Genomic DNA, 22,794 nt, shown 5'->3' on the forward strand with positions numbered 1-22,794 from the left:
CAAAAGATATATTTTGATTACTAAAAGTCCGAATTTGGTAAGTACATTCTAACTCATGATTACGTTTTTGATTTTGAGAAAAAGTACGCAAACCAAAAATTTGCCGATTTTCTGACCTTGATATAAAATTGTAAATCATCTTGTTGCGATTTCAATTTTGAAAAAATAATAGCTTTGTCATACTAATCGGCCTACTTTATAATCAGTCAGCAAATTTACCTTGCCGTGACCTGTAGATAGTTTGTAATTGCAATTCTGTACTGATTTTTTGCCTCAATGAGCTTGTCCTCTGTTTCTGCTTTCAATGCTATGGCTTCCAGTAAATCAGAGAGTTGTATAAGACCATTATTGTAACCGTCCTGGTTTACCCTTAAATTTTCTGTTGTCTGCACTAATGTTTCCGTTATTAATCGTATTTTATCATCTGCTTCGCTCAGGTCTGTCCATGCTTTTTCCATCTGAAGGTTTAATAATCCTTTATTGTCCGAAAAAATATTTTTAGCCATTTCTTCCTTGAATTTTAACTCTTTAAGCTTATGTTTTCTACCCCACCAATCAGAAATAGGTACAGACAAAGAAGCATACGCCATTCCATTTAAAGAACCATTTTGTGCACCGCTCAATTGGTCAAGATAATAACCCGTAACACCTATTCCTAAATTTGGCATATAGTCCGCCTTCTTCATTTGAGTTTCCAGCTTGGTTCCTGTAACCATTTTTTCAAGTAGCTGATATTCCATTCTACTGGGTAGCACCTCCTGATTGGATACAAAATAAGTTTTTGGCAAAGAAAGGTCGTCAAATTTGTCATCAAGAACTATTTCGGGTTTGTAATCCATGCCAATAGTCTGGCACAGTTGCATTAGCATCAGTTTTTTGGCATTGTTTAATTTTATTTTATTGACCTGTAATTCCTGCTGTTTGATGCTGACTTTTAACAAATCATTTTTTATAATGACTCCGTTTTTATAAGCATTGCCAACCTGTTTGTAAAGAATATCAAGAAATGTGATATAACTGTCGAGCGTTTTTTGTTTCTCACCAATGGCAATTGCCAGCCAGTATTCTTGCTCTGTTTTAAGCAAAATTTCGTTTTCGGACAGCTTGTGTTGCTTTTCTTTTACCTCGATATTCAATTGGGCTAGTTGGTTGCCTGTCTTTATTTTGCCTCCTGCATATACCGGTTGCACTATATTGAGATAACCTAAACCCATTTGGTTAAACAATCCAATATTTACGTCTGGCATATAAGCAAACTGTGTAGCACCTGCAAGATTAGCAGGATTACCGTCATACACTGGAAGATTACCCCCTTTCATGTTCATTTCCAGCAACGGATCCAGAGCCTGCATGGCAATAGCCGAAGCACTCACTTTTGGGAAGTAATTCGTATAGGCCTCTTTTTTAGTTTCGGTAGCGGCATCGATATCAATCAGGCTGTTTTTTACCTTAGTGTTATTTTGTAGCGCGAGCGACCTAACCTGCTCTAAAGTCAGGTGTTTCTGTGCATTTACACCAATAGACATGCACAGAATGATTACAATTAAATTTATTTTTTTCATTGAATTTTAATTTTATTTATTTCGATAGAGAAGCTTTTAAATAGGGGTACTTTTTTATTTGGGCAGCTATTCCGATTTACGAAACGGCAATCTCTTCTACTTCTTTGTCTTGATTTTTGTATGCCATCCAATAAATAAGAGGTAGCATGGTCAAGATAAATACCATAGAGATTAAGGTTCCAAAGAAAATAACCGTACCCATAGGGCCCCAAAGCGGACTCTTACCTATAATCATCGGAATAACTCCCATTGATGCCGCAAGTGAAGTCAGCAATATTGGTCGCATCCTTCTTTTTCCAGCTTCTAAACAAGCTTGCAATACAGGCATTTTCGAATGAGATCGCAGTTCTTCTATATAATCGAACATGATAATACCATTTCTAACAATAATACCTATCAAACTTACAAGGCCAAGCACTGCTGTCATACTAAATTCCATGTCCATTAGCCAAAGCCCAAAAGCGGCACCAAAAAAACTGAACGATGTTGAAGCAAAGACAAGCGAGGCAAGACTCACATTTTTAAAGTGAAAAACAAGAATGAAGAAAATAATCCCCACTGAAATAAATAGTCCAGCTACTATTTTTGGCATTGTCTCTTCGGTATTTTCTTTGATACCTCCGTAAGAAACGGTAATATTTTTGCTACCCATTTCCTTAGACATTCCTTTTACCAGGTCCTCAATCTTCCCTTGGGTGTTACCTGCTTTTACACCTCTTTTGAGATCCACATAAACAGATAAAGTACGCACGCCATTTCGGCGAACAATCTGTCCTTCGTGCCATCCATTGCTAATTGCAGCTACTTGACGAAGTGGAACTGCTGGAGAGAACAAACCTGAGATATATTCATTAGCAACATCCGAAACTTTGGGATCTTTGTCCTTCCATTTTGATTTAAGCACTACTGGTATATTATAGTCGCCCTCCCATACTGTTGTAATAGGCAGACCTCCAAACCTTGACGTCAAGCCTATTCCTAAGAGCCCTTCATTGATTCCCAATCGATTTGATTCAACAGGATGCAAAGCAATATTTACATCAGGAAGGATTTCTTCATAGTTGGTATAAATTCTTAGAGGTGTATCTAATTTCTTGATTTCAGATTGCAATTTACCTGCAGCTTCTTTCAAATCCGAAATACTGTCCGCACTGAGTCTTACTTCAATATCTGCATCCACGCCTGCTTGGTAATCAAGCTGTTTGAATTTTACATAAGCCTGAGGATAATGATGTGCATACTTTGCGGTATATTCATCAAGGAGTTCTATAGTTGCCTTACTTGATACGGTATTGACTATAAATTGTGCAAAATTTGGACCTCCAATTTTTGGAGCGTACGTTGTATGAAACCTTGGAGAACCTGTTCCCATAAACGTAGTTATTGATTTTATACGGTTATCAACTCCTAATTCTTTAGCAAGGTCTTTTGCTACTACTTCTGTCTGAGCCAGTGAACTTGCCTGAGGCAGGAATATCTCTACTGCAAACTGGTTACGCTCTGCGGTAGGCATGATCTTAAGCGGAAGATTTACAAACATTACAATTCCAATTACAACGAATGCTATCCCTATAGCGAATGTTATTTTTGGGAATTGAAATACTTTGGCAAGGACACTATCATAGAAAGATTGGATGTAATCCATAAAGGATTTATTTCGCTTTTCACCCACCGCCTGATGCATTCCTTTTTTAATAAATGCATACTGAAAATAAGGTACCAGCAAAACAGCAACGGCTAGAGAAATCAACAATGTGATTAGAATTGTCCAAGGAAAGGCACTCAAGAAGTCATACATCTGACCTGTAAAAGTTATCAAAAACGGAAAAAATGTAACCCCAATGGCTAATGTGGCCGAAAAAATAGCTTTAAAGTATTCTTTGGCACTCTCTATAGCGGCTTGTTTGCGTTGTACACCTTCATCAATCTTCTCCAGATAACTATCCAAGATTACAATCGAATTATCTACAATCATCCCAAGCACAACAATAAGTGCGGCAAGAGTTACTGTATTAAGCTCAATGCCTACTGAGAACATAATGCCCAGAGATATAAAAATGGTAATTGGAATAGTTGATGCAGCAACTCCAGCGACACGCAGCGGAAGAAATGCTACAATAACCAATATAACCGCTATGATGGCAATACCAAGTTCTTCTAAAAATGTCTTGATAGAAGCATCGACTACCTGTGGCTGGTCGGCTATTCGGTAAATTTTTACATCATCAGGTAGTGTTTTTTCAAAATCCTTTAATATAACATCGACATCTTTTCCATATTGAACAATATTGTATCCCTCACGCATTTCGGTAGAAAGAATTAAACATTTTTTATTATTGCTAATAGTGTAACTGGAGGCTTTTGGGTATTCACGTACAACTTTGGCAACATCCTTTAGTCGTATATGATTCCCTTTTTCATCAGAATAAACGATTTGCTCCTCTAACTGCCTTTCGGAAGAAAAGGGTCTCGCTATGTGAATGGGCACAACCATTTGATCGTTGTCAATTACACCCGAGGGGCCAATCATACCTTTGGTAAGCAATGTTTGGTACAAACTGTAAATATTGATACTGTAGCTGGCCACTTTTTCTTTATCGATATAGATACTAAGCTGTTCGTTCTGAACTCCGTAACGACGAAGATTTGATACCGATTCAACACTTCGCAATTTATTTTCCAACGTTTCTAGATATTCCTTCAGTTGACGATACGTTTTTGTATCCGATTCTAAAGCAATAAGCAAAGCAGAAGTATCTCCGAAATCATCATTGGCAACCAGTGCAACTACCCCGGAAGGCAACTGCATCTTAAAATTGGCAAGGCCGTGTTTGATTTTTGACCATACTTCGTCTTTGTTGCTTACCTCATCGTTTAGTTCTACAAATACATACACTATTCCATCTCTGGACAGAGAATATGTTTTGGATTTTTTAACTTCTTTGTAGGTGAAAAGAAATTTTTCCAAAGGCTTTGCCAGTTGTTCCTCCACTTCTGCGGAGGTGGCACCTGGATATGCGCCGACCACCACTCCTTGTCTAATGGTAAAGATGGGAAATTCCTGTTTTGGCATTTTGAACAGGGCAAAAATCCCGAACAGTAATAATGTACCAATAAGTAACAGTACAATTTTATTATACTTTATAGCCAGGGCTATGAGTCCTTTTTCTTCTTTCATTTCCTGTAATTTTTTAGTTTTTTTGTACAGATACGGGTGTCCCTATACTGATATTTTGATACCCCTCTACAATCAGTTCTTCTCCTTCTTGTAAACCTTTAGTAATATGGACTCCATTTTCTGAAAGATTGCCTAAAGAAACTTCTTTATAGGCCGCTTTTCCTTGTTTGTCTTTTACCCATACAAATCTCTTACCTGAAAAGTCTACCTGTACGGACTTTATAGGTACGACAATACTGTTACTGCCTTCCCTTTTTATAGTGTTGAGATACGTTCTGCAGACCATACCAGGCATGATTTTACCTGTTACGTTATTTATTTTCACTTTAATATCATAAGTATGGGAGGTAGGATTAGCAAAAACACCTTTTTCCAGCACCTTTCCATTAAAAGTTTCGTTGTCTAGTGCTGAAATCATTACTTCACATTTATCTCCTATCGTAACACCTGAAATTTCACCCTCCGGAATGGCAATCTTGACTTTTACACTTCCAATATCCATAATATTATAAACTGGCATTCCAGGCATTACGTTAGTTCCAGGTTCCAGGTAACGCTTCCCAACGACTCCAGATTGTAGGGCATAGATTTTGCCGTCTTTGAAGTTCTTATGGGCTATCGCATCACCTGCTCTTGCTTGCTCTAGTTTTGTTTTTGCATCTATGTATTGAATTTCAGGAAGACTCTTGCTTTCATACATAGCAGACATACGTTTGTAAGCATCTTCAGCCTGTTTTAGTGTGGCCTTAGAGACCTCATTTGCACTTTTTAAACTGGCCGTATTAAGCGATGCGAGTAATTGTCCTTTAGTTACTTTTTGTCCTTCGCTTACGTGCATCTCTTCAATATTGCCTGGTACTAAAAAACTGACATCAACTGCATTGTCACTTTCAATCGTACCAACATATTCTTGTCCGTTAGCACTTTTCGCACAAGTAACTTGTAGTGTTTTAACGAGGATCTCTTTTGTTCTGTTTTGGTCTTCCTGATTTTTAGCACAGGATAAAACTGTTAATGCAAAGGATATAGCACAGATATACTTTACTGGATGTGAATAAACGTTGGTCATAATTTTTTTGTTATTTGATGTCGAGTACAAAATTCAACATAAGAAAGCGTTTAGGTAAGACCAATTATTCTTCAATAGTGTTCAAAATGTCGTATTTTTGTTGTTTTGAATAACAAAAAAGTCAAAATGATTATGAAAAACGGAAATTTTGGAAAAATCTCTATTGAACACTTTGCCCATCAGGTAAATCTTAATGTGGTTACACAGACCGATGATTTTATAATTTCGAAAAAACCAACTACACTTCAAGAGCATGCTTTAAATTTTGACTATCCCCATATTATTGAGGGGATTGCTTTTGTCTTTTGTGTACAGGGAAAAGCACGAATAAGAATTAACCTTATAGAACACGAGGTACAGGAAAACACACTGCTAGTTGCTGTGCCTAATAATATTATCCATGTACTAGAACAAAGTACTGACTTGAGAATTGAATTTCTCTTTTTTACGTTCGATTTTATTTCCAATATGCGGTTGACAATACAGTTGGGGAATATTATAAAAGCTGTTGAGGAACAGGCTAGCCTAAAATTAGAAACTGCCGTTTTTGAAGAACTTTTGACTATACACGGACTCATTATCAAACAATATGAAAAACCTGTTGCGTACAGAGAGGATGTTATCAAAAATCTTTTGTATGCTCTTAGTTATCAAATTCTTCAGATTTATGATATATCTTCTGCAAACAAAACCAATGTACCTGCCAATAGAAAACAAGAACTCTATATGAAGTTTATGACATTATTATTCGATCATTACAAGACCGAGAGAAGCATTAAATTCTATGCAGATAATTTATATTTGACTCCCAAACATTTTTCAAAAGTTATAAATGAAGTAAGTGGAAAGCCTATTTTGGAATGGATAGACGAGATGGTGATTATGGCCTCTAAGGCAATGATAAAAAGCACTGAGATGACCGTAGCACAAATAGCCGACGAATTAAATTTTGCAAACGCTTCTTTTTTTGGAACCTACTTTAAAAAAAGGGTTGGAATGACACCAATGCAATACAGAGTACAATAACGCAAAATGCTTCTGATATTTTCTGAATGTCTATATAAAATCAATTCTAATTTAATTATTAGCTGCTGATAGCACGACAAATTTCCGTTTCAAAAAAAATCTGCAGAATCTGTATGCCTAAATTTGCACGCAGATTCCGCAGATTATATCAGCTAATCAAGTCTAAAAAAAATAAACCATTATGGACTCAAAGTCCATAGTTTCGGTTTGTCAGACTGAAAGTCTGCAAGCTGTATTACGAATATTTACCGCAAATTCGCAAATTATTTCTATAACTAATATTTTAAAATTTGCGAATTTGCGGTTTGAAAATTTTTTAGAAGCTAAAAGCGAAATGCACTAAAGTACATAGTTTTAACTATTTTTGGGACCAATAAAAAAGAAAATTTGTCGTACTCCCTTTAGCCGTTTAGTATTGTACTATTCTTACATATTGACTGCGATTTTGCCAACAGTTCGGTCTTTTTCTAAATAAGAATGTGCTTCACGCATTTCATCAAAAGAGAATGTTTTGGAAACGTGTGATTTCAGTATTCCTTTTTCCATTAATTGAGCAAGTTGCAACATATCATCTCCTGATGAGGCTACAAGCAAAAAGGATAAATCAACATTTTTTGCTTTTGCTTTTTCAACTTCTTCAGCAGATAGACTACTAGAGGCAATGGAAACAATTGTTCCGCCTTGTTTTGTTATGTCTAATGATTTTAAAATAGTATCGCCACCAAGTGTGTCTAATACAAAATCAACATCAATTGAAACTTAATGCAATAGTTGGTTTTGTACTATCTACAAATTGTAAATTATTGTTCTCATTTTATAGCTTATTTAATTTTTATGACAACCTTCCCTTTCGATCTACCTGTTTCTACATAAGCCATAGCTTCATTGGTTTGTTCAAATGGAAATACTTTGTCAATAACAGGTTTAATGATTCCTGCTTCAATTAATTTTGTTATTTCACCCAATTGATTGCCTTCGGCTCTCATAAACAAGAATTTAAAAGCTACATTTTGTTTTTTGGCTTGTTTTCTTGCTTTAGAACTTATCAATTTAATTAACAATTTTAAATACCAAGGCAAGCCAATTTCAGCAGCAAATTCTGGTGTTGGTGGCCCTACTAAAGAAATTAATTGCCCACCAGGTTTTAGAATGCGTAATGATTTTTCGAGAATTTTTGGATCACGATTGCTGTGCAAAACCAAATCATAGTTTTTTAATTTGGTTTCAAAATCTTCGGTTTTGTAGTCAATAATTACATCGGCTCCGAGACTTTTGACTAAAGCTATATTTTTTTCGCTGGTGGTTGTAGCTACAAAGGCTCCCAAATGTTTGGCAAATTGAATCGCAAATGTACCCACACCGCCTGAACCAGCCTGAATGAACACTTTTTGTCCTTTTTTGATATTTGCCATTTCAACAATTGCTTGCCAAACCGTAAGTCCGACCAACGGAATAGAAGCGGCTTCTTCCATCGAAAGGTTTTTGGGTTTTAGTGCCAAGTCAGTTTCATTTACGGCGATATATTCCGCAAAAGTACCAATTCTATAATCTGCTACTCTTGAATAGACTTCGTCGCCAACTTTGAAATTTTTAACGCCAGAACCTACTTTAACTACAGTTCCTGCCATATCGTGCCCATTGATGAGCGGGGTTTTATAGGGTAAAAAGAGCTTGAATTCGCCCTTTTTAATCATTGAATCTAATAAATTGACACCCGCTGCGTGAATTTGCACCAAGACTTCATTTGCTTTTGCAATGGGTTCGGCAACTTCTATAAGATGTAATTTTTCGGTCTTGCTGTATTTTTTTATTTGAAATGCTTTCTTTTATTTATTAATTGAATTTAATTTTGAAAAATAGAAATTTGAAATTGCAAGAATGACAAGGTTTATCAAAGGCACAATAACATTTGCTGTTGGGTCTCCTACTACATAATGTATGATAGCAGCCGAAATATATAAGATTCCAAATCCTGCATAAGCCCATTCTTTTACTTTTGCGGAAAAAAATGGAGCCATTAAAACTATTGCTCCGATTAGTTTTGAAATCCCAACTTGAACTCTAAAATAATCAGGAAATCCAAAGTGCTTATATGATTCTACAATTTTTGTATCCGTAAAATACCAATAAACAGCAAGTAATGAACCTATGCTAATTAAACTTGTAGTTACCCAATAAATGATTTTGTCCTTCTTCATCCTAAATTATTTTATGGTTTCTAAATAACCTTTTCTTAATTCATCAGTTCCGCTTATTACATTTCCGAAGAAAGTTGTTTCTGTTTTGATACCACAAAATTCAAAAATACCTACTTCGATGGTTCTGAGCTGTGCTGTGAGCATAAGAGTTTCTTCATAAACAGCCGTTGGTGTATTCATGTTGATATATACGTGAGCTGTTTTTCCTTTTAATAAGCCTACAGGGCCATTTTCGGTAATCTGAAAAGCAAATCCATGCGAAAATACTCTATCAATAAACCCTTTTAACATCGCTGGCATTTGTGACCACCACATAGGGTAAACAATGGTCAAATGGTCTGCCCAAGTAATTGCTTCTTGATATTTCTGAATATCAGTTGGCATTTCTTTGCCCATAAACATAAATTCAATGTCGGGCATTGCCAAAACAGGATTAAAGCCTTCGCCATATAAGTCAATAATTTGTACTTCATCGCCTTTGGCTGTGGCTTTTGTTGCTACTTCATCTACAATTGCTTTTGTAAAACTAGCAGGGTTTAAGTGCGAAAAAATAATTAAATGTTTCATTTTATTTTAGATTTTAAATTTGTTACTATTTTGTTACTCCTCAGGTACTAAGAAACTAAGTTTCTAAGAGGCTAAGAACTTGATAATAAAAGCTACAGGGATATTTTGTTTTTTAAATAATGATTTTGGTAAAATAAAAAGCATTAATCGATACTAGGTTTTAGTCTTAGTGCCTTGTATCTTAGAATCTTAGTACCTGAGCAGTTACACTATCTTTTATGATTGAATTTTCAAAAGTTTTGTAGGCAAGTTTGTTTCATTGTTTTGATTTTTAACTTATTTTAGACTTTTTAGTCTATTTTATGTCGGGTTTTTAATGATTACTTAAATTTATTAAAATTGAAAATCGATTTAAAATAGACTAAAAAGTATATTTTTGGTTGAAAAAAAAACTAATTTGAATAATTAGTTAATTCCATTTTTAAACTTTTTATCAATCCACGCATCGGTTGTGCTGTATTCATGCAACGGCAGATAACAATGGCTCCTTCAATGGCAGATTGCGCTTTAAAAGCATAAATATCAGGCTGCAAGTCTTGGCTAAATTCTCCATCTTGAATGCCTTGTTTTAATATTTCAACAAAAACATTTTGACTTTGCTTAAAGGTTTCTCCTATTTTCTCTTTAATATACGGAAAATTATCATCAGCTTCTACCGCAAGGTTCATTAAAGGACAACCACCTTTGATATGCATTTGCAAAGGGTCTTTATAAAAATCAAAATAAGCAAATATTTTTCCTTTTGCGGTTTTCTCTTTGCTAATCAATGCCATCAAAGCAATGCCGTTAGACTCTATCATGTAGCTAACAACCTGTAACGAAAGTGCTTCTTTGTTTTCAAAATGGCCATAAAGACAGCCTTTTGTCAATTTTGTAGCCTCAAGAACATCATCAATATTTGTCCCTGAAATACCTTTTTGGTTATAAATAGGTGCTGCTGTTTCTATTATAAACTGTTTTGTTCTTTCTGCTTTTGTCATCATCACATTACTTTTTTGAATTGTAAAAATAAACCAAAAAGTTTATTTTATAACACTATTTTTTTAGTAAGTGAATTATACGGGCAAAGATATAGTATTCACTTTCAATACGCAAGTGTTTTTTTGTTTTATTTTTAAATAAGACAAAATATTTTTTATGCGTTTAATTGTAATACGTTACTGCTAATGTTTTTTTCGGCATTAACCTTTAAAATTTTTCAGAAGTTTTTGATTGCCTAGATGCAAAGTACAATATTGTCATAGAAATAATTTCTACCACTAGTGGTGGCAGTATTGCACTTGACCAGCCATCAACGATAACACTGTATATTCTACCAAAAAAAACGACTGTTATGAGCATTAGTGCCGATTGGTACCAAGTTTTGTTTTTGGTTAGCAATCCTGTAATTAGCATAAATCCGATGGCTACAAGTGTACCGCTGATGGCACCACGGAAGGTATTGTGAGCCAGAATACTATTCAAATCCACACCATACAATGCTACTGTATCTGATGGGAAAAACATATTTTTAAATCCTAAAAGTAATATCGATATGATATTGACTACAACTAAAATGTTTATTAATTTTTTCATCAATTGTATTTTTTTTACTTGAAATATTTTTGTCTTATGTGTTTTTAATTTTTCAATAACCCTATTTGTCCTAAATGATAGGATAGGTGATTGGTCCTACTCAAAACCACATTCAATTTATTTCGATGCGGTTCTTTTGCAAAATCTTCATCAGATACTGCTGTATGTTTTGCTAACCATTGTGTTGGCGTGAGCGATTTTAATTGAGATAGTACTGTATTATTGACCTCATTCCATTGGGTTCTTAATTGCTCTATACTTGGTTTGGGCAGTTCTGATTTGTCAGGGTTTTTGACAAATATCTCTAGCAGTTCGGGGTATAAACTTTCGCCAAATCCTAGTAGAGGCAACATGTTATCATGCACTGCAATAAGATGCCCCAATAAATAATGCCCTGTGTTTTTTGAAGCTGAAACTTCTTGAGATAATTGCTCGTCTGAAAAACTTTCAATTAGTTTTGAGGCTCTTTTAATAGTACTGCTAAATGTATCGAGTACGATTTTATATATGATTTCGTTTTCCATTTTTTGTTATTTAAAGTTGTCATCTAAAATTACTTTTTTATGATGAATCAAATGTTTTTCAATTTATTTTGGATGATGATTCGCTCTCATTATTATTTGTTTCAAATACTAATACGCTGGCCAATATGCATCCAAATAATAGAAGAAAGCTCATTTTTATGTTTCTCTTTTAGTATTTGTTCAGGATAATAAACGGGTTCGTCACTCAAGTCAAAAGTGCCATAGTGCATCGGAATCCATTTTTTGGCTTTTAAATCTTTGAATGCCCTAATTGCTTCACTAGGGCCGGTATGAGCATATTTCATAAACCATTGTGGTTCATAGGCACCAACGCCTATCATAGCAATGTCAATAGTATAGTCTTTGCCAATCTCGGCAAAGTGCTGTGCGTAGCCACTATCGCCAGCAAAGAAAATGGTTTTGTCTGCCTTTTTATCCTTAATCATAAAACCTCCCCAAAGATTTTTGTTGGTATCGGTTAGCCATCTTCTTGACCAATGCTGACTTGGCAGATAATCAATACTAATGTTATTTGAGGTGTTAAACTGTTGAAACCAACCTGCTTCTTGAATTTCATTTTTTACACCCCAACTTTTCAATATTTTTCCAATTTCTAAACCTGTTAGTATAATTGCCGAGGGATTGTATGCACACAATTGCAGAATACTTTCTTTATCAATATGATCCCGATGATTGTGAGAAAGTAGCAGGTAATCTACATTATTCAAATCGGGTATTTCAAAAGGCACTTTGGTATAGCGTTTTAAAAACCTATTTTCAGTAATTACGGGGTCTATCAACAATCGAGTACCATTCAAATCAATAATAAAACAAGCGTGGCCTACCGGAATTATGGCATTCACACTTTTATCCCTAATTTTATCAATTAGTTGCCAAGAAAGTGGCGAAACTTGATTTTTTTTAAGTTTGGTTATTGGGCTCTTATTCGTCTGCCATTTCAATACTTCTTTGAAACTATTAATGTGGTCGCCGTGCAAGTTGGTGTACAGTCCCTTGGGGTTGAGTTCATTCCCTTTCCAATTTTCTTTAATAAATTTTAAATCGGTATTGAATTTTTTTAGTGCCATTTTATGCTAGTTATTTATTAAGAATTGTCGGTGTCTTATTTAACTTTCTTTCCGTTTTTTACAAAAGTAATGGTTTCAGTACAATCATGCCCATGTGCCTACAGCTAAAGCTAGAGGCAATTGAAAAATATAAATACAGCCTAAATAGTTGCCTTTTTTGTTAAAAATGGAATTACTTTTTTTAGAAATTCTTCGTGATATTGAAATATACCACCATGCCCAGAATTAGGATAAATTACAACAGGTTCGGCATTGGGGAAACGCTTTGCCAAATCATACGAATTGGGTGTCGGTACCATTCTATCATTGTCGCCATTGGCTACTAATACTGGATGTTTAAAAACGCTTAAATCAGCAGGAGTTTCATGTCCCCAAGCTTCAATGGCTTTGAGTTGTGCTTTGAGTACGCTCAATTTTACACTTTTGTCTCTATTTTCAGATCTTTCTTTTAATCTTTTCAAGAAATCTTTGGCGGCTACTTTACCTTCTTTATTTTGGGTAAAGAATAAATAAAATTTAGGGTCTCTGAATGAAAATATCCCTTTGAAAATATCTTTATAAGTCAAACCAACCACATCGCTCACGCCTGCACCGCCTCTAGGGCCTGTACCTGCAAGAATGATTTTACGAGCCAAAGTGGGTTCTACCAAAAGTAATTCTTGAGTAATAAAACCACCCATTGAGAACGCAACAATATCTACTTGTTTGTAACCCAAGGCGTGAATAAAGGCAATAGCATCTTTGGCCATATCAGCAATGCTTTTGCCTTGTTTGCCTGTTGTAGCACCTACACCTCTGTAATCAAAAGAAATAATTTGACGTTCAGCCGCTATGGCGTCCATAATTCTTGGGTCGCAATTATCAAGGTTTGCCGTTAAGTGATTAAAATACACTACCGGTATATCGCCTGTTTTGCCATAAGAGCGGTAGGCAAATTTGATTCCGTTGGCTTCTACAAATTGAGTAGGAACGGTGGCGTAGGCATATTTGGCACTATCGCTTTGAGCATTTGATTTTAATAGTGTAGCTAACGTTAAAATTGTTAGCAGAAATATTTTTTTCATTTTGTTTATATCTTAAAGAGTTGATTTTGTTTTAGAAAAATAAATATTTGAAATGATGAGCGGTATCATAAAAAAAACAGGCATTGCTACAATATTTATAGGGTCGTTTGCTGCATAATGAGCAATGGTTGCCATGATAAACGTAATGCCAAAACCAGCATACGCCCATTCTTTTATTTTACTCGAAAAAACCGGAATAAGTAAAACAAGAACACCAATGACTTTGGCTATAGCAAGCTCTATTCTAAAAGCATCAGAGTAGCCTAAATGCTTAAATCCTTCTTCCATTTTTGGGTCAGTAACATACATGTAAGCACTCATTAACATGGTTAAACCTAACAAACCAGTTGATACCCAATAGATAATTTTATCTTTTTTCATTTTGATAAAATTTAAGCGTTATTTAATTGTTTAAGTATTGTTTTCTCTAAAAACCCATACGCAAAATGTTGTAAATTAACCAATACCGATAAGCCTTTTCCAACCAAGTTTCTAAATTTAGGTTTGTCTGTTTCAACAACTTTAAGCACTTTTGTTGCAACTTTAGAAGCATCCTCTCCTTGAGCAACTATAAAATCAGCATATTTTTGGCTTTTCGCTCTTAAAGAGTTGTAATCTTCAATTTTATTTACGGTTGTAGATGCATTAGACATAATGTTTGTTTTGAAAGAACCTGGTTCAATCATGGCTACACGAATGTTAAACTCTGTTAATTCATAGCGCAATGCTTTGTAATACCCTTCTAAAGCATGTTTAGAAGCGGCATAATAAGAAGTACTCGGAAAAGCAACTAGCCCAGTGATAGAGCCAACAGTTATGATTTTTCCCGATTTTTGTTTTCTAAAATAAGGTAAAATTGAATTTGTGACTTTGATAGTTCCCCAAAAGTTAGTTTCAAATTGTTTTCGGCCTAATTCTATCGGAATTTCTTCTGCAATACCATTGACCAAAAATCCCGCATTGTTAATCAAAACATCTAACTTGCCAATTTCTTTAAAAAGTCTTTCAGGCAAGGTATTTATTGACTCGTCTGAATCAAGGTCTAAAGCAACCATTTTGAAAGGGACTTGGGTTTTACTTGGGTTTCGGCTGGTGCCTATTACATTGTATCCGCTTTGATGCAATTGGTTAGCAATTAATAATCCAAACCCTGATGATGCTCCGGTAACTAAAATATTTTGTTTCATTTTATTGTATTTAAAAATTAATTTATAAATTTGCTTGCGTTTTGCAAGTACAAAGATAAACACATTCACTTGTTATTTGCAAGTGATTTTAAAAATATTTTTAATTTTTTTTTATGAAAACAACAAAAAAAAGATCCGATTGCCCTATTAGCTGCACTTTAGACGTGTTTGGCGACAAATGGTCGTTCTTGATAATTAGGGATTTATTATTTAAAAAAGAGTGCACTTATGGCGATTTTCTGAAGTCGGCAGAAGGAATTGCTACCAATATTTTAGCCAATAGATTGGTTACTTTAGAAGAAAATAAAGTAATCGAAAAATTAGAACACCCCACAAGTAAAGCCAAAGTGTTGTACCGATTAACCCCAAAAGGAATAGATTTACTCCCAGTTTTAATAGAAATTCATCTTTGGTTTGAAAAACATGGAACAATTCCAGACGAGATTAGAGAAATGCTTGAAATGGTAAAAAAAGACAAGGTTGGTTTTATAGAAAGTTTTACCAAAATGCTCCAAAGTTGATACTAATTATGTCCAGTTTAAAAAAGCATACATGCTATTCAATTTTTTGAATTTAAGTAAAAAATATTAAAGGGTTCGAACCGTAAAATTCAATAAGTATAAGGGTTTAGAATTATGGTCTTGATGCACCATCAAAAAGCCTGTAAAAACAAGTGCTTACAGGCTTTTAAGTTTCTTTTGAACTTCTTGATGCAAATTAAAACCTTTAAAACCTAAATTAAAGTCAAAAGATACCCTACTAGTGAACCGCCTAAAACTATAAAAGCACTATTAATTTTCTTGTAATTAAATGTTACAATAATACTTAATAAAGCGATTAAAATAGTTCGCCAATCTATTATAGTTTCCTTTCCCATTTCTAAGCATATAGAAATTATGATTGCTATTGATGCAACATTTACAGCATCCAAAAAGGTGGAAAACATTTTAGAATTCCGCATTTTTTTTACCAATGGATTTAATAATGCAACAAAAATAAAGGATGGTAAAAAAATGGCAATAGTTGAAATAATTGACCCTGAAAATCCATTAATTTGGTAACCGATAAAAGTTACTGACGAAAAAACTGGACCTGGCGTAAATTGCCCTACTGCGATTGCATCTATTAATTGTGTTCTCGACAAAAGTCCTGTTGCAACTAATTCTGCATCAAGAAAAGCGAAAAGTACATAGCCACTTCCGTATAAAATTGCACCAATTTTTAAGAAGATTAAGAATAAATTCAGGTTTGTTGGAGAAATTATATTGGTGTTTGAAACTTGAAAAAAAGTTAACGGAATAAAAGCATTTATACTTTTATTCGTGTTCTGTTTTAAATAATAAATCAATAATGCAATTATTCCTGCACCAAACATTAAAACTATTTCATTGTAATTTAGAAGTGAAAAAATCAAAACGACAGCTCCAATAATTCCCAATTGAATTGTTTTTAAGGATTTTTTTGCTAACGGAAATATTGCTGAAAGAATAATTGCAATGATTGCTGGTTTTATTCCATATAAAAAAGGTTTTACTTCAGGAATTTGTCCATATTCTTTATATAACCAAGCAAAAAATCCTGTTATGATTACTGCTGGAAAAATAAAACAAATTCCCGCTGTAATTAGTCCTTTCCAACCTGCTTTTTCGTGTCCGATGTGAATAGCCATTTCTGTACTATTTGGACCAGGAATTAAATTTGTTGCTCCGATTAAGTCAAGAAAATGTTGTTCGGTTAGCCACTTTTTTTTGAAGACTACTTCATCTTGCATCATCGCAATATGTACAGCTGGACCACCAAAACCAATAATGCCAAGTTTCAAAAATAATTTTGCTATTTCTTTTAAATTATTTTTCTCCGTCATTTTTATTTAATTTGGTATCAAACGACCATTTTCCTGCACCTTCAATCAAAAGAAAAATTCCCCCCAATAACATTGCCCAATCTGTTCTACTTCCGTGAAGCATTTCCCAAAAACCATCGTTTTTAAGAACTTCTGCTTTGGTTGTAGCGATTGCAACCAGCATAATTATAATAATTGGAATACTTGCCAAACGTGTAAAAAGTCCAATTAGGATTAATATGCCACAAAGTATTTCAAAAAAACCAACAAAACTGCCTAAAAATTCTGGCGATGGTAAACCAATTTTAGCAAATCTTCCTGCGCCCAATGTCTCAGGAAATAAAAATTTTTGTATTCCTTCTGAAAAAAATACTGCTCCAACCATTAGACGTACTAAAATGGTTGTTTTTGAATTATCTGTATTTATTATTTTCTGCAACATAATTAATTTTTTATTTGAAAATCTTGATTTGAAAATGGCGGAATTTTAGGAACGACGATTACATTGTATTCGTGATCTGTAGCTTGATGACAAGAATTGCAAGAATTTGTGAGATTTGTGTAATTTCTCTGAAACATTTCTTTATTCTTTTTTAGAATAGAATTACTTAAACTATCCATTGCTAAATTAATCATTCCAATAGATTTGGTTTCGGTTCTGTCGGAACAATATTTTTGAATTCCTTCTAAATTTTCTTTAATTTCATTCATTTCAAAATCGGCTAATTTCCAATTTTGATTTTCTCCTGCAAACCAAAGTTTAGCGTGATGAATTTGTATGCTACCCATAAACTCTCCAAATCCGGGCTTGTATGTTTCGGAAAGTTTATTTTCTAAACTGTCTATTTTAGTTTGCAAGACTTTAGTTTTATCTGCTTGTTGATTGCAAGAAACTACAATAAAAAGTAAAAGGATTAATGGAATATATTTTTTCATTTTAAGAGAGAATTTGTTATTTCTGTGATTTTTATCAAGCTGTTGCAAAACTTGTTTACACTGCCCACAAAATGACATTAATCTAACCCTATATCAGGTTGGATTTCCATCAAATTTAAGGGAGCCTTATCTTCGTAGTAAATATAATGTTTTATAAATTTATCAAAAAATAGTTTTTTCTGAAGTAAAAATGCCTCACGGAATTGCGATATATTCTTATTTATACGTTGTCTTTGTGCTTATCCTTTTGCACCAAATGTTTCAGATCGGGGTCATTTTTAATCCGCTCCAATTCGCTTTCTATAATCAGAACAATGTCTCGTTTTATCTGCTTATAATTGGCTTCTATTTCCTGTTTCATATTGTCTTTACCTTGAGCATCTACAAAAGATAAAATTTGCGGTAACTTCTGATAGTCTTTTGTCTCGGATACAACCTTTTCATTATCCACTACTATTTCAGAATGGAAAATCTTCTGCTCAATACGTTCATCAAAATTATCTGACACTGCGCCCACGAATATACCTTGTGTGAGTGTAGATATTTTGGAAGCGGGGATAAGACTGTCTAATTGTGTAGATATGGAAGTAGATTTATCGTTACGGTTAATAGTTATACTCTGTCGTTTCTGCAGTACTTTTCCGAAACGCTCCGAAAGGCTTTTTGCCGTTTCTCCAACAACTTGCCCGCTAAAAATATTACCTACCGTATTTTGAATAACCTTGCTTTCCTTGTCTCCGTAATCCCTTGTTAATTGGGAAAAATCTTGAAAGCCCAAACAAACTGCAACCTTATTACTACGGGCAGTTGCGATAAGATTGTCCAGCCCTCTAAAATATATCGTAGGCAATTCATCTATGATTACGGAACTTTTTAATTGCCCTTTTTTGTTGATGAGCTTTACAATTCTTGAATTGTACAATCCCAATGCTGCGGAGTAAATATTCTGGCGGTCGGGATTATTACCAACACACAAAATTTTAGGTGCTGCTGGGTTATTGATGTCTAAAGAAAAATCATCGCCCGTCATTACCCAATACAACTGTGGGCTAATCATTCTTGACAAAGGGATTTTTGCCGATGCAATCTGCCCCTGTAATTGGTCTTGCGCACCGCTTTGCCACGCATCCATAAAAGGGGATAAATAATTTTCCAAATCGGGATAGGAAGTTAAAATTGTGAATACGTCCGAATACTTTTTATTCAGCAATTCAATGGCGTGTGGGAATGTACAATACTTACCATCTTCATAGATTTTCAGATACCAAATAATGGCAGCCAATAGTATAATTGGACTTTCCACAAAAAAATCCCCTTGTTTCTGTATCCAAGACCTGTTGAGGTTCAGCATTATGGTATAAGCAGCTTCGTAAGCATCGGAAATGTCCGTCATAAAATCAGGATTAAGCGGATTACAACGATGACTCTTACGTGGATCGTCAAAATTGATGACGTAAAATTTGGGCTGAACTTTATACTTATCCTGATGCATTAATAAATGATTGTAGGCAATGGTAGAAAGGTCATCAAACTTGAAATCGTAGATGTACATCGAAAATCCTTTTTCAATCTGTTGTTTGATGTAATTATTGATAATTGCATACGATTTTCCTGAACCCGGAGTTCCCAAAACAATCGTTGCCCGAAAAGGATTGACTATGTTAATCCAGCCATTGTTCCATTTTCCTTTGTAGTAAAATTTTGTAGGAAGATTGACAGAATATTCGTTTTCTATCAGTTTGGTTTCCTGTTGGAAACTCTCGTTTTCATTATTGAAAACATCGTCCATCAGATTAGTGCGGAGCAATCGGCTCATCCAAACTCCGGCTACCATTAAAGCGATATAACCTAAACCTGTGGTAAGGATATAAAGGATTGGAGCGGTAATTATTGATAGCTTTAATAAGGGTGTGTTCAGAAAAAACAGAACAAAGCCAATCCCCAAAGCCACATAAATTTTAGACCAGGTTATTTTTTCATTCTTTACACCTTTTGTACCTAAACAGCTTAGTGCCAATAATACCAAAGCAAACAGCTTGGTATATAAGCTATGCGAAAACAGCCCGGCGGTACGTTGAAAATTGCCTAATATTTTATTGATTACTTCTAAAGTCCAGCCACGTTCCATAAAGAAACCGTAGCAGAACCAATAAAAGTGCATCAGTACCAAAAGAATACTTACTGCCCGCATAAATGCCATAATCTTGGCAAGTCCTCGTAAATCATCTTCTCCCTGCATTATTTTAATTTTTAATGTTCGGGCTTGAATTTAAAGACTGTGCAGCTCGGCTATAAGAATGTGGCAGTCAATGGCAGTTCGTGGCAGTGTTTGGCTTGTACAAAATAAATTTACGTTATTACGGAAAACCGTAAGTAATAAAAACTTAAAACTTGTAGTTTTAACGAAATTTAAAAATTATAGTTATGGCAGAATTTGACGAAAATGACTTGGTTCATAAAGATTATGAAAACAAGACAACTACTGGCGATGACCCAGAATATACAGGCACTAAAGACAGAGTTCGTGTAAACAAAAAAGAACGTTATGAAGTAATAGACTTTTGTAACGAGTTTATGAAAACCCACGATTTAAAAAATAAATCCAGTTTTCAAAAAATTGAAGAAATAATAAGACTTCCAGAAGCTAGTAACATTGTAATGCGAGATAAACTAAATGAATTTGTTACTCAAAATTGGAAAAAATAGTAGTAGGAACATTTCTTTATAGATTTGGACTATCCGATAAATTTGATACTTTTCTCGGATAGTTTGATTTTATCTTTAATTACCAGTATTCCTTTTTCTTTTCTTCTTCATCTTATTAGTAAAATCCTGTTCCTCATAATCTTCGCCCTGTGTTTCGGGCAATAAACCGCCTAATGCTTCAATCAAGCCGTCTTCGTGTTTTTCAATAGTATTCAAGAAATTGAATAATTGGTGCGGTTCTTCCGCAGGAAGACCTGCATCATTTGGTCTTGATATTTTCGATTGTAGTTTAACCGGCTCTTTAATGTCGGGTTTGATATTAATGTCGGGTTTGATATTATTGTTCCAATAATCATTAAAGGTATTGGCAGAAAGTTCCTTACTTAAACGTGATTCGTTCCAAACTGCTTTTGAATTATGGTCAATAAAAGTTATTCCGTAAATACGTCCTGTGTCATTCCTGCGTACCACGACGTTAATGCCTTGTTCGCCTAACTGTTTTTTAAAAGCCTGCTCATCACTTGTTGATTGCAGGGCAATGGTAACGGCTGATTGCAAAGTTTTTTGGCTTGGATGGTTTTTCAAAACTGTTTTGCTTTTCTCAAAATGTAATTCTACAGATGTAAATCCAGCACTTTTTCCGAACAGAGAAGCCTTGAACGGATGTCCGGCTCTTTCTCCTTTTTCATTTAACGGAATGTACAATAAACCTTTCTGCATTTTTCCCTGCAATTCGCCCTCCACTTTTTCGGTAGTAATATTGAACAGCGAAAGTAAAGCGTTGTATTCTCCCAAAGTTTGGTATTGATAGTAGTTGGGCAGATGGCGTATGACGGAAGCTATCTGACTTTTCACATCGCCTGCCCGATAATCTATCGGGCGGAAAATCTTGTCGTTTTGATTACGCTCTTTGTTCGTTGCGGGTATTAATCCGTGTTTCCTTTCCAGTTCACGGCATACATTCATAGACCGCATTTTCTCGAATTTATCCGAAATCTTTTTGCCCTCTTCATCCACGCAAACCGATACAATATGAATATGACTACGGTCAATATCCGTGTGTTTGAATACCACAAAAGGCTGTTCGCCGTAACCCATTTCCCTCATATAATCTTTCGCCATTTCCCTGTACCTGTCATCGCTTACCTTATCTTTAGGGTCGGGATTGAGCGAAATATGCAAGGTATGTTTCTCGGTATTGCGGTTGGCTATCAGGTAAGGCGCAAAAGATTGGGCTAATTGAGCAACGGAATAATGACCGTTAGCGGTTTCAATCATCTTATTGGCAAACAAAATATATCCGTTTTCGTTCTCTACTTTGAGCTGATTGTATGCCAATGCGCCGTATAAATTTCCACTTCTGCCAATTTTTGCTATCATTTTTAAGGCTGTTTTTTCAAATGTTTTGCTTCAAATTCCTCGCTTATCTGAATGATTTTTTGACATAGCATCGCCATTTCAGCCGTCTGTTTTTCCAATTTGTAAAGGAACGCCCCTGCTTTTTTCTCGGAAAAATGCTTGTACAACAACTTTACAATCTGGTTGTAATTAACACCTACGGAGCGGAATTGACTGTGAAAAGAAGTCAATCGCATATAAAAATCAACCGTTCCTTTATCAATTTTAACCGATTTCATTTCCTTACTGAACAGCAGGGAAATTATAAATTTTGCTTTATTAGGCATTCCCGATGCTTCCAAAAGCGATAAAAGTTTGGCATTTTCTTCGTCTGTAAGACGGAAAACGTGGCGGTGGATGCTCGGGTCGGTTTTTGGTTTGCGTCCGCCTTTATTCTGTTTTTGGTTATTGTTTTCGTTCATCACTAATCCATTTTTAACTCACACAAAATCTCGACTTCGGAGAGGTTTTTTAGCTCCCAGCAGGGCAAGTTGTTTTGAGGCACTAACTCGGTTTCGAGTGCCTCAAAACACAACTTGCCGTGTTCTGTTGAACACAAAAATCCGCCCTGCGGGACGGATTAAATGTAACAGGGAAAAACGGCTCGAAGCCATTACCATTAATCTCCATTTTGTCAAAAGACTTTTGCATAAATCCGTTAATAAAATTCATTATACAAAGTAAACTCCTCTTTACGAAAGGATTGTACTATACGGAAGTGCCAAACACTGCCTTTGAACGCCAAACCATGCCAGGTTAATAAAAGCACCTATATATCTGCATTTCTTTGTACTTATAAACAGATATAAGGGCATAAGTGGCTGTGCAGGTAACAACGTAAATACGTAAGCACCGATATAGAAAGGTGCAATA

At 34.9% G+C, this 22,794-nt stretch carries 23 protein-coding genes; 3 read left to right on the forward strand and 20 right to left on the reverse strand.

From position 1 onward, the window contains the following. Positions 1-215: 215 nt before the first annotated feature. The 3 genes from OZP07_RS09310 to OZP07_RS09320 form a co-directional block, all read right to left on the reverse strand. Positions 216-1,562 (reverse strand): TolC family protein, encoded by a 1,347-nt coding sequence (locus tag OZP07_RS09310; protein ID WP_281638125.1) that lies wholly within the window; start codon positions 1,560-1,562, stop codon positions 216-218. Positions 1,563-1,638: 76 nt separating this feature from the next. Next, the gene (locus tag OZP07_RS09315; RefSeq protein WP_281638126.1) at positions 1,639-4,740 is read right to left on the reverse strand and encodes an efflux RND transporter permease subunit; all 3,102 of its coding nucleotides are present in this window, start codon (positions 4,738-4,740) and stop codon (positions 1,639-1,641) included. A gap of 13 nt (positions 4,741-4,753) precedes the next feature. Next, positions 4,754-5,809, reverse strand: a complete 1,056-nt coding sequence (locus OZP07_RS09320) for an efflux RND transporter periplasmic adaptor subunit (protein ID WP_281638127.1) — start codon at positions 5,807-5,809, stop codon at positions 4,754-4,756. 132 nt (positions 5,810-5,941) lie between these two features. On the opposite strand from OZP07_RS09320, the gene OZP07_RS09325 reads away from it, so the two are divergent. Beyond that, entirely contained in the window at positions 5,942-6,835 is an 894-nt protein-coding gene (locus tag OZP07_RS09325; RefSeq protein WP_281638128.1) for a helix-turn-helix domain-containing protein, read from the forward strand. A 426-nt stretch (positions 6,836-7,261) separates the two neighbouring features. Here the strand turns inward: OZP07_RS09325 and OZP07_RS09330 are convergent, their stop codons facing one another. The 11 genes from OZP07_RS09330 to OZP07_RS09380 all read right to left on the reverse strand — a co-directional run bounded on the left by OZP07_RS09330 (position 7,262) and on the right by OZP07_RS09380 (position 15,038). Further along, positions 7,262-7,588, reverse strand: coding sequence for a zinc-binding dehydrogenase (locus OZP07_RS09330; RefSeq protein WP_349293669.1), 327 nt, complete (start codon positions 7,586-7,588; stop codon positions 7,262-7,264). A gap of 68 nt (positions 7,589-7,656) precedes the next feature. Continuing rightward, positions 7,657-8,529, reverse strand: a complete 873-nt coding sequence (locus tag OZP07_RS09335) for an NADP-dependent oxidoreductase (protein ID WP_281638129.1) — start codon at positions 8,527-8,529, stop codon at positions 7,657-7,659. A 132-nt stretch (positions 8,530-8,661) separates the two neighbouring features. Further along, complete coding sequence (locus tag OZP07_RS09340; protein ID WP_281638130.1) at positions 8,662-9,033, reverse strand: DoxX family protein; 372 nt, start codon at positions 9,031-9,033, stop codon at positions 8,662-8,664. Between the two features lie 6 nt (positions 9,034-9,039). Then, positions 9,040-9,600 carry an NAD(P)H-dependent oxidoreductase gene (locus OZP07_RS09345; protein ID WP_281638131.1) on the reverse strand — a complete coding sequence of 187 codons (561 nt, stop codon included), beginning with the start codon at positions 9,598-9,600 and terminating at the stop codon, positions 9,040-9,042. Between the two features lie 392 nt (positions 9,601-9,992). Further along, positions 9,993-10,583 carry a TetR/AcrR family transcriptional regulator gene (locus OZP07_RS09350; RefSeq protein WP_281638132.1) on the reverse strand — a complete coding sequence of 197 codons (591 nt, stop codon included), beginning with the start codon at positions 10,581-10,583 and terminating at the stop codon, positions 9,993-9,995. Positions 10,584-10,788: 205 nt separating this feature from the next. Beyond that, complete coding sequence (locus tag OZP07_RS09355; RefSeq protein ID WP_281638133.1) at positions 10,789-11,175, reverse strand: DUF4345 family protein; 387 nt, start codon at positions 11,173-11,175, stop codon at positions 10,789-10,791. 44 nt (positions 11,176-11,219) lie between these two features. Beyond that, a complete protein-coding gene (locus OZP07_RS09360; RefSeq protein ID WP_281638134.1) occupies positions 11,220-11,699 on the reverse strand; it encodes a DinB family protein in 480 nt (159 codons plus the stop codon). Positions 11,700-11,800: 101 nt separating this feature from the next. After that, positions 11,801-12,787, reverse strand: a complete 987-nt coding sequence (locus OZP07_RS09365) for an MBL fold metallo-hydrolase (protein WP_281638135.1) — start codon at positions 12,785-12,787, stop codon at positions 11,801-11,803. Positions 12,788-12,927: 140 nt separating this feature from the next. Next, positions 12,928-13,851, reverse strand: coding sequence for an alpha/beta fold hydrolase (locus OZP07_RS09370; protein WP_281638136.1), 924 nt, complete (start codon positions 13,849-13,851; stop codon positions 12,928-12,930). Positions 13,852-13,863: 12 nt separating this feature from the next. Further along, positions 13,864-14,232, reverse strand: coding sequence for a DoxX family protein (locus tag OZP07_RS09375; RefSeq protein ID WP_281638137.1), 369 nt, complete (start codon positions 14,230-14,232; stop codon positions 13,864-13,866). Positions 14,233-14,243: 11 nt separating this feature from the next. Next, entirely contained in the window at positions 14,244-15,038 is a 795-nt protein-coding gene (locus OZP07_RS09380) for an SDR family NAD(P)-dependent oxidoreductase (protein ID WP_281638138.1), read from the reverse strand. Between the two features lie 113 nt (positions 15,039-15,151). Here OZP07_RS09380 and OZP07_RS09385 point away from each other — a divergent pair, with 113 nt between their 5' ends. Further along, on the forward strand, positions 15,152-15,559 hold the full coding sequence (locus tag OZP07_RS09385; protein WP_281638139.1) for a winged helix-turn-helix transcriptional regulator: 408 nt from the start codon (positions 15,152-15,154) through the stop codon (positions 15,557-15,559). Positions 15,560-15,771: 212 nt separating this feature from the next. On the opposite strand, the gene chrA is transcribed toward OZP07_RS09385, so the two are convergent. From chrA to mobC, 4 genes are all read right to left on the reverse strand, one after another. After that, positions 15,772-16,902, reverse strand: a complete 1,131-nt coding sequence (gene chrA / locus OZP07_RS09390) for a chromate efflux transporter (RefSeq protein ID WP_281638140.1) — start codon at positions 16,900-16,902, stop codon at positions 15,772-15,774. Beyond that, entirely contained in the window at positions 16,886-17,323 is a 438-nt protein-coding gene (locus tag OZP07_RS09395) for a DoxX family protein (protein ID WP_281638141.1), read from the reverse strand. The genes chrA and OZP07_RS09395 overlap by 17 nt, the downstream gene beginning before the upstream one ends. Before the next feature lie 2 nt (positions 17,324-17,325). Beyond that, positions 17,326-17,817, reverse strand: coding sequence for a hypothetical protein (locus OZP07_RS09400; protein ID WP_281638142.1), 492 nt, complete (start codon positions 17,815-17,817; stop codon positions 17,326-17,328). 220 nt (positions 17,818-18,037) lie between these two features. Further along, positions 18,038-20,056, reverse strand: a complete 2,019-nt coding sequence (mobC, locus tag OZP07_RS09405) for a conjugal transfer protein MobC (protein ID WP_281638143.1) — start codon at positions 20,054-20,056, stop codon at positions 18,038-18,040. A 185-nt stretch (positions 20,057-20,241) separates the two neighbouring features. Here mobC and OZP07_RS09410 point away from each other — a divergent pair, with 185 nt between their 5' ends. Further along, entirely contained in the window at positions 20,242-20,523 is a 282-nt protein-coding gene (locus OZP07_RS09410) for a hypothetical protein (protein WP_281638144.1), read from the forward strand. 75 nt (positions 20,524-20,598) lie between these two features. Here OZP07_RS09410 and mobB read toward each other — a convergent pair whose 3' ends face one another. Both mobB and mobA read right to left on the reverse strand, forming a co-directional pair. Next, entirely contained in the window at positions 20,599-21,903 is a 1,305-nt protein-coding gene (gene mobB / locus OZP07_RS09415) for a conjugal transfer protein MobB (RefSeq protein ID WP_281638145.1), read from the reverse strand. Between the two features lie 2 nt (positions 21,904-21,905). Then, positions 21,906-22,343, reverse strand: coding sequence for a conjugal transfer protein MobA (gene mobA, locus OZP07_RS09420; protein ID WP_281638146.1), 438 nt, complete (start codon positions 22,341-22,343; stop codon positions 21,906-21,908). Between the last annotated feature and the right edge of the window lie 451 nt (positions 22,344-22,794).

This window comes from Flavobacterium marginilacus (assembly GCF_026870155.1).
In the GTDB taxonomy this organism is placed as follows: Bacteria; Bacteroidota; Bacteroidia; order Flavobacteriales; family Flavobacteriaceae; genus Flavobacterium; species Flavobacterium marginilacus.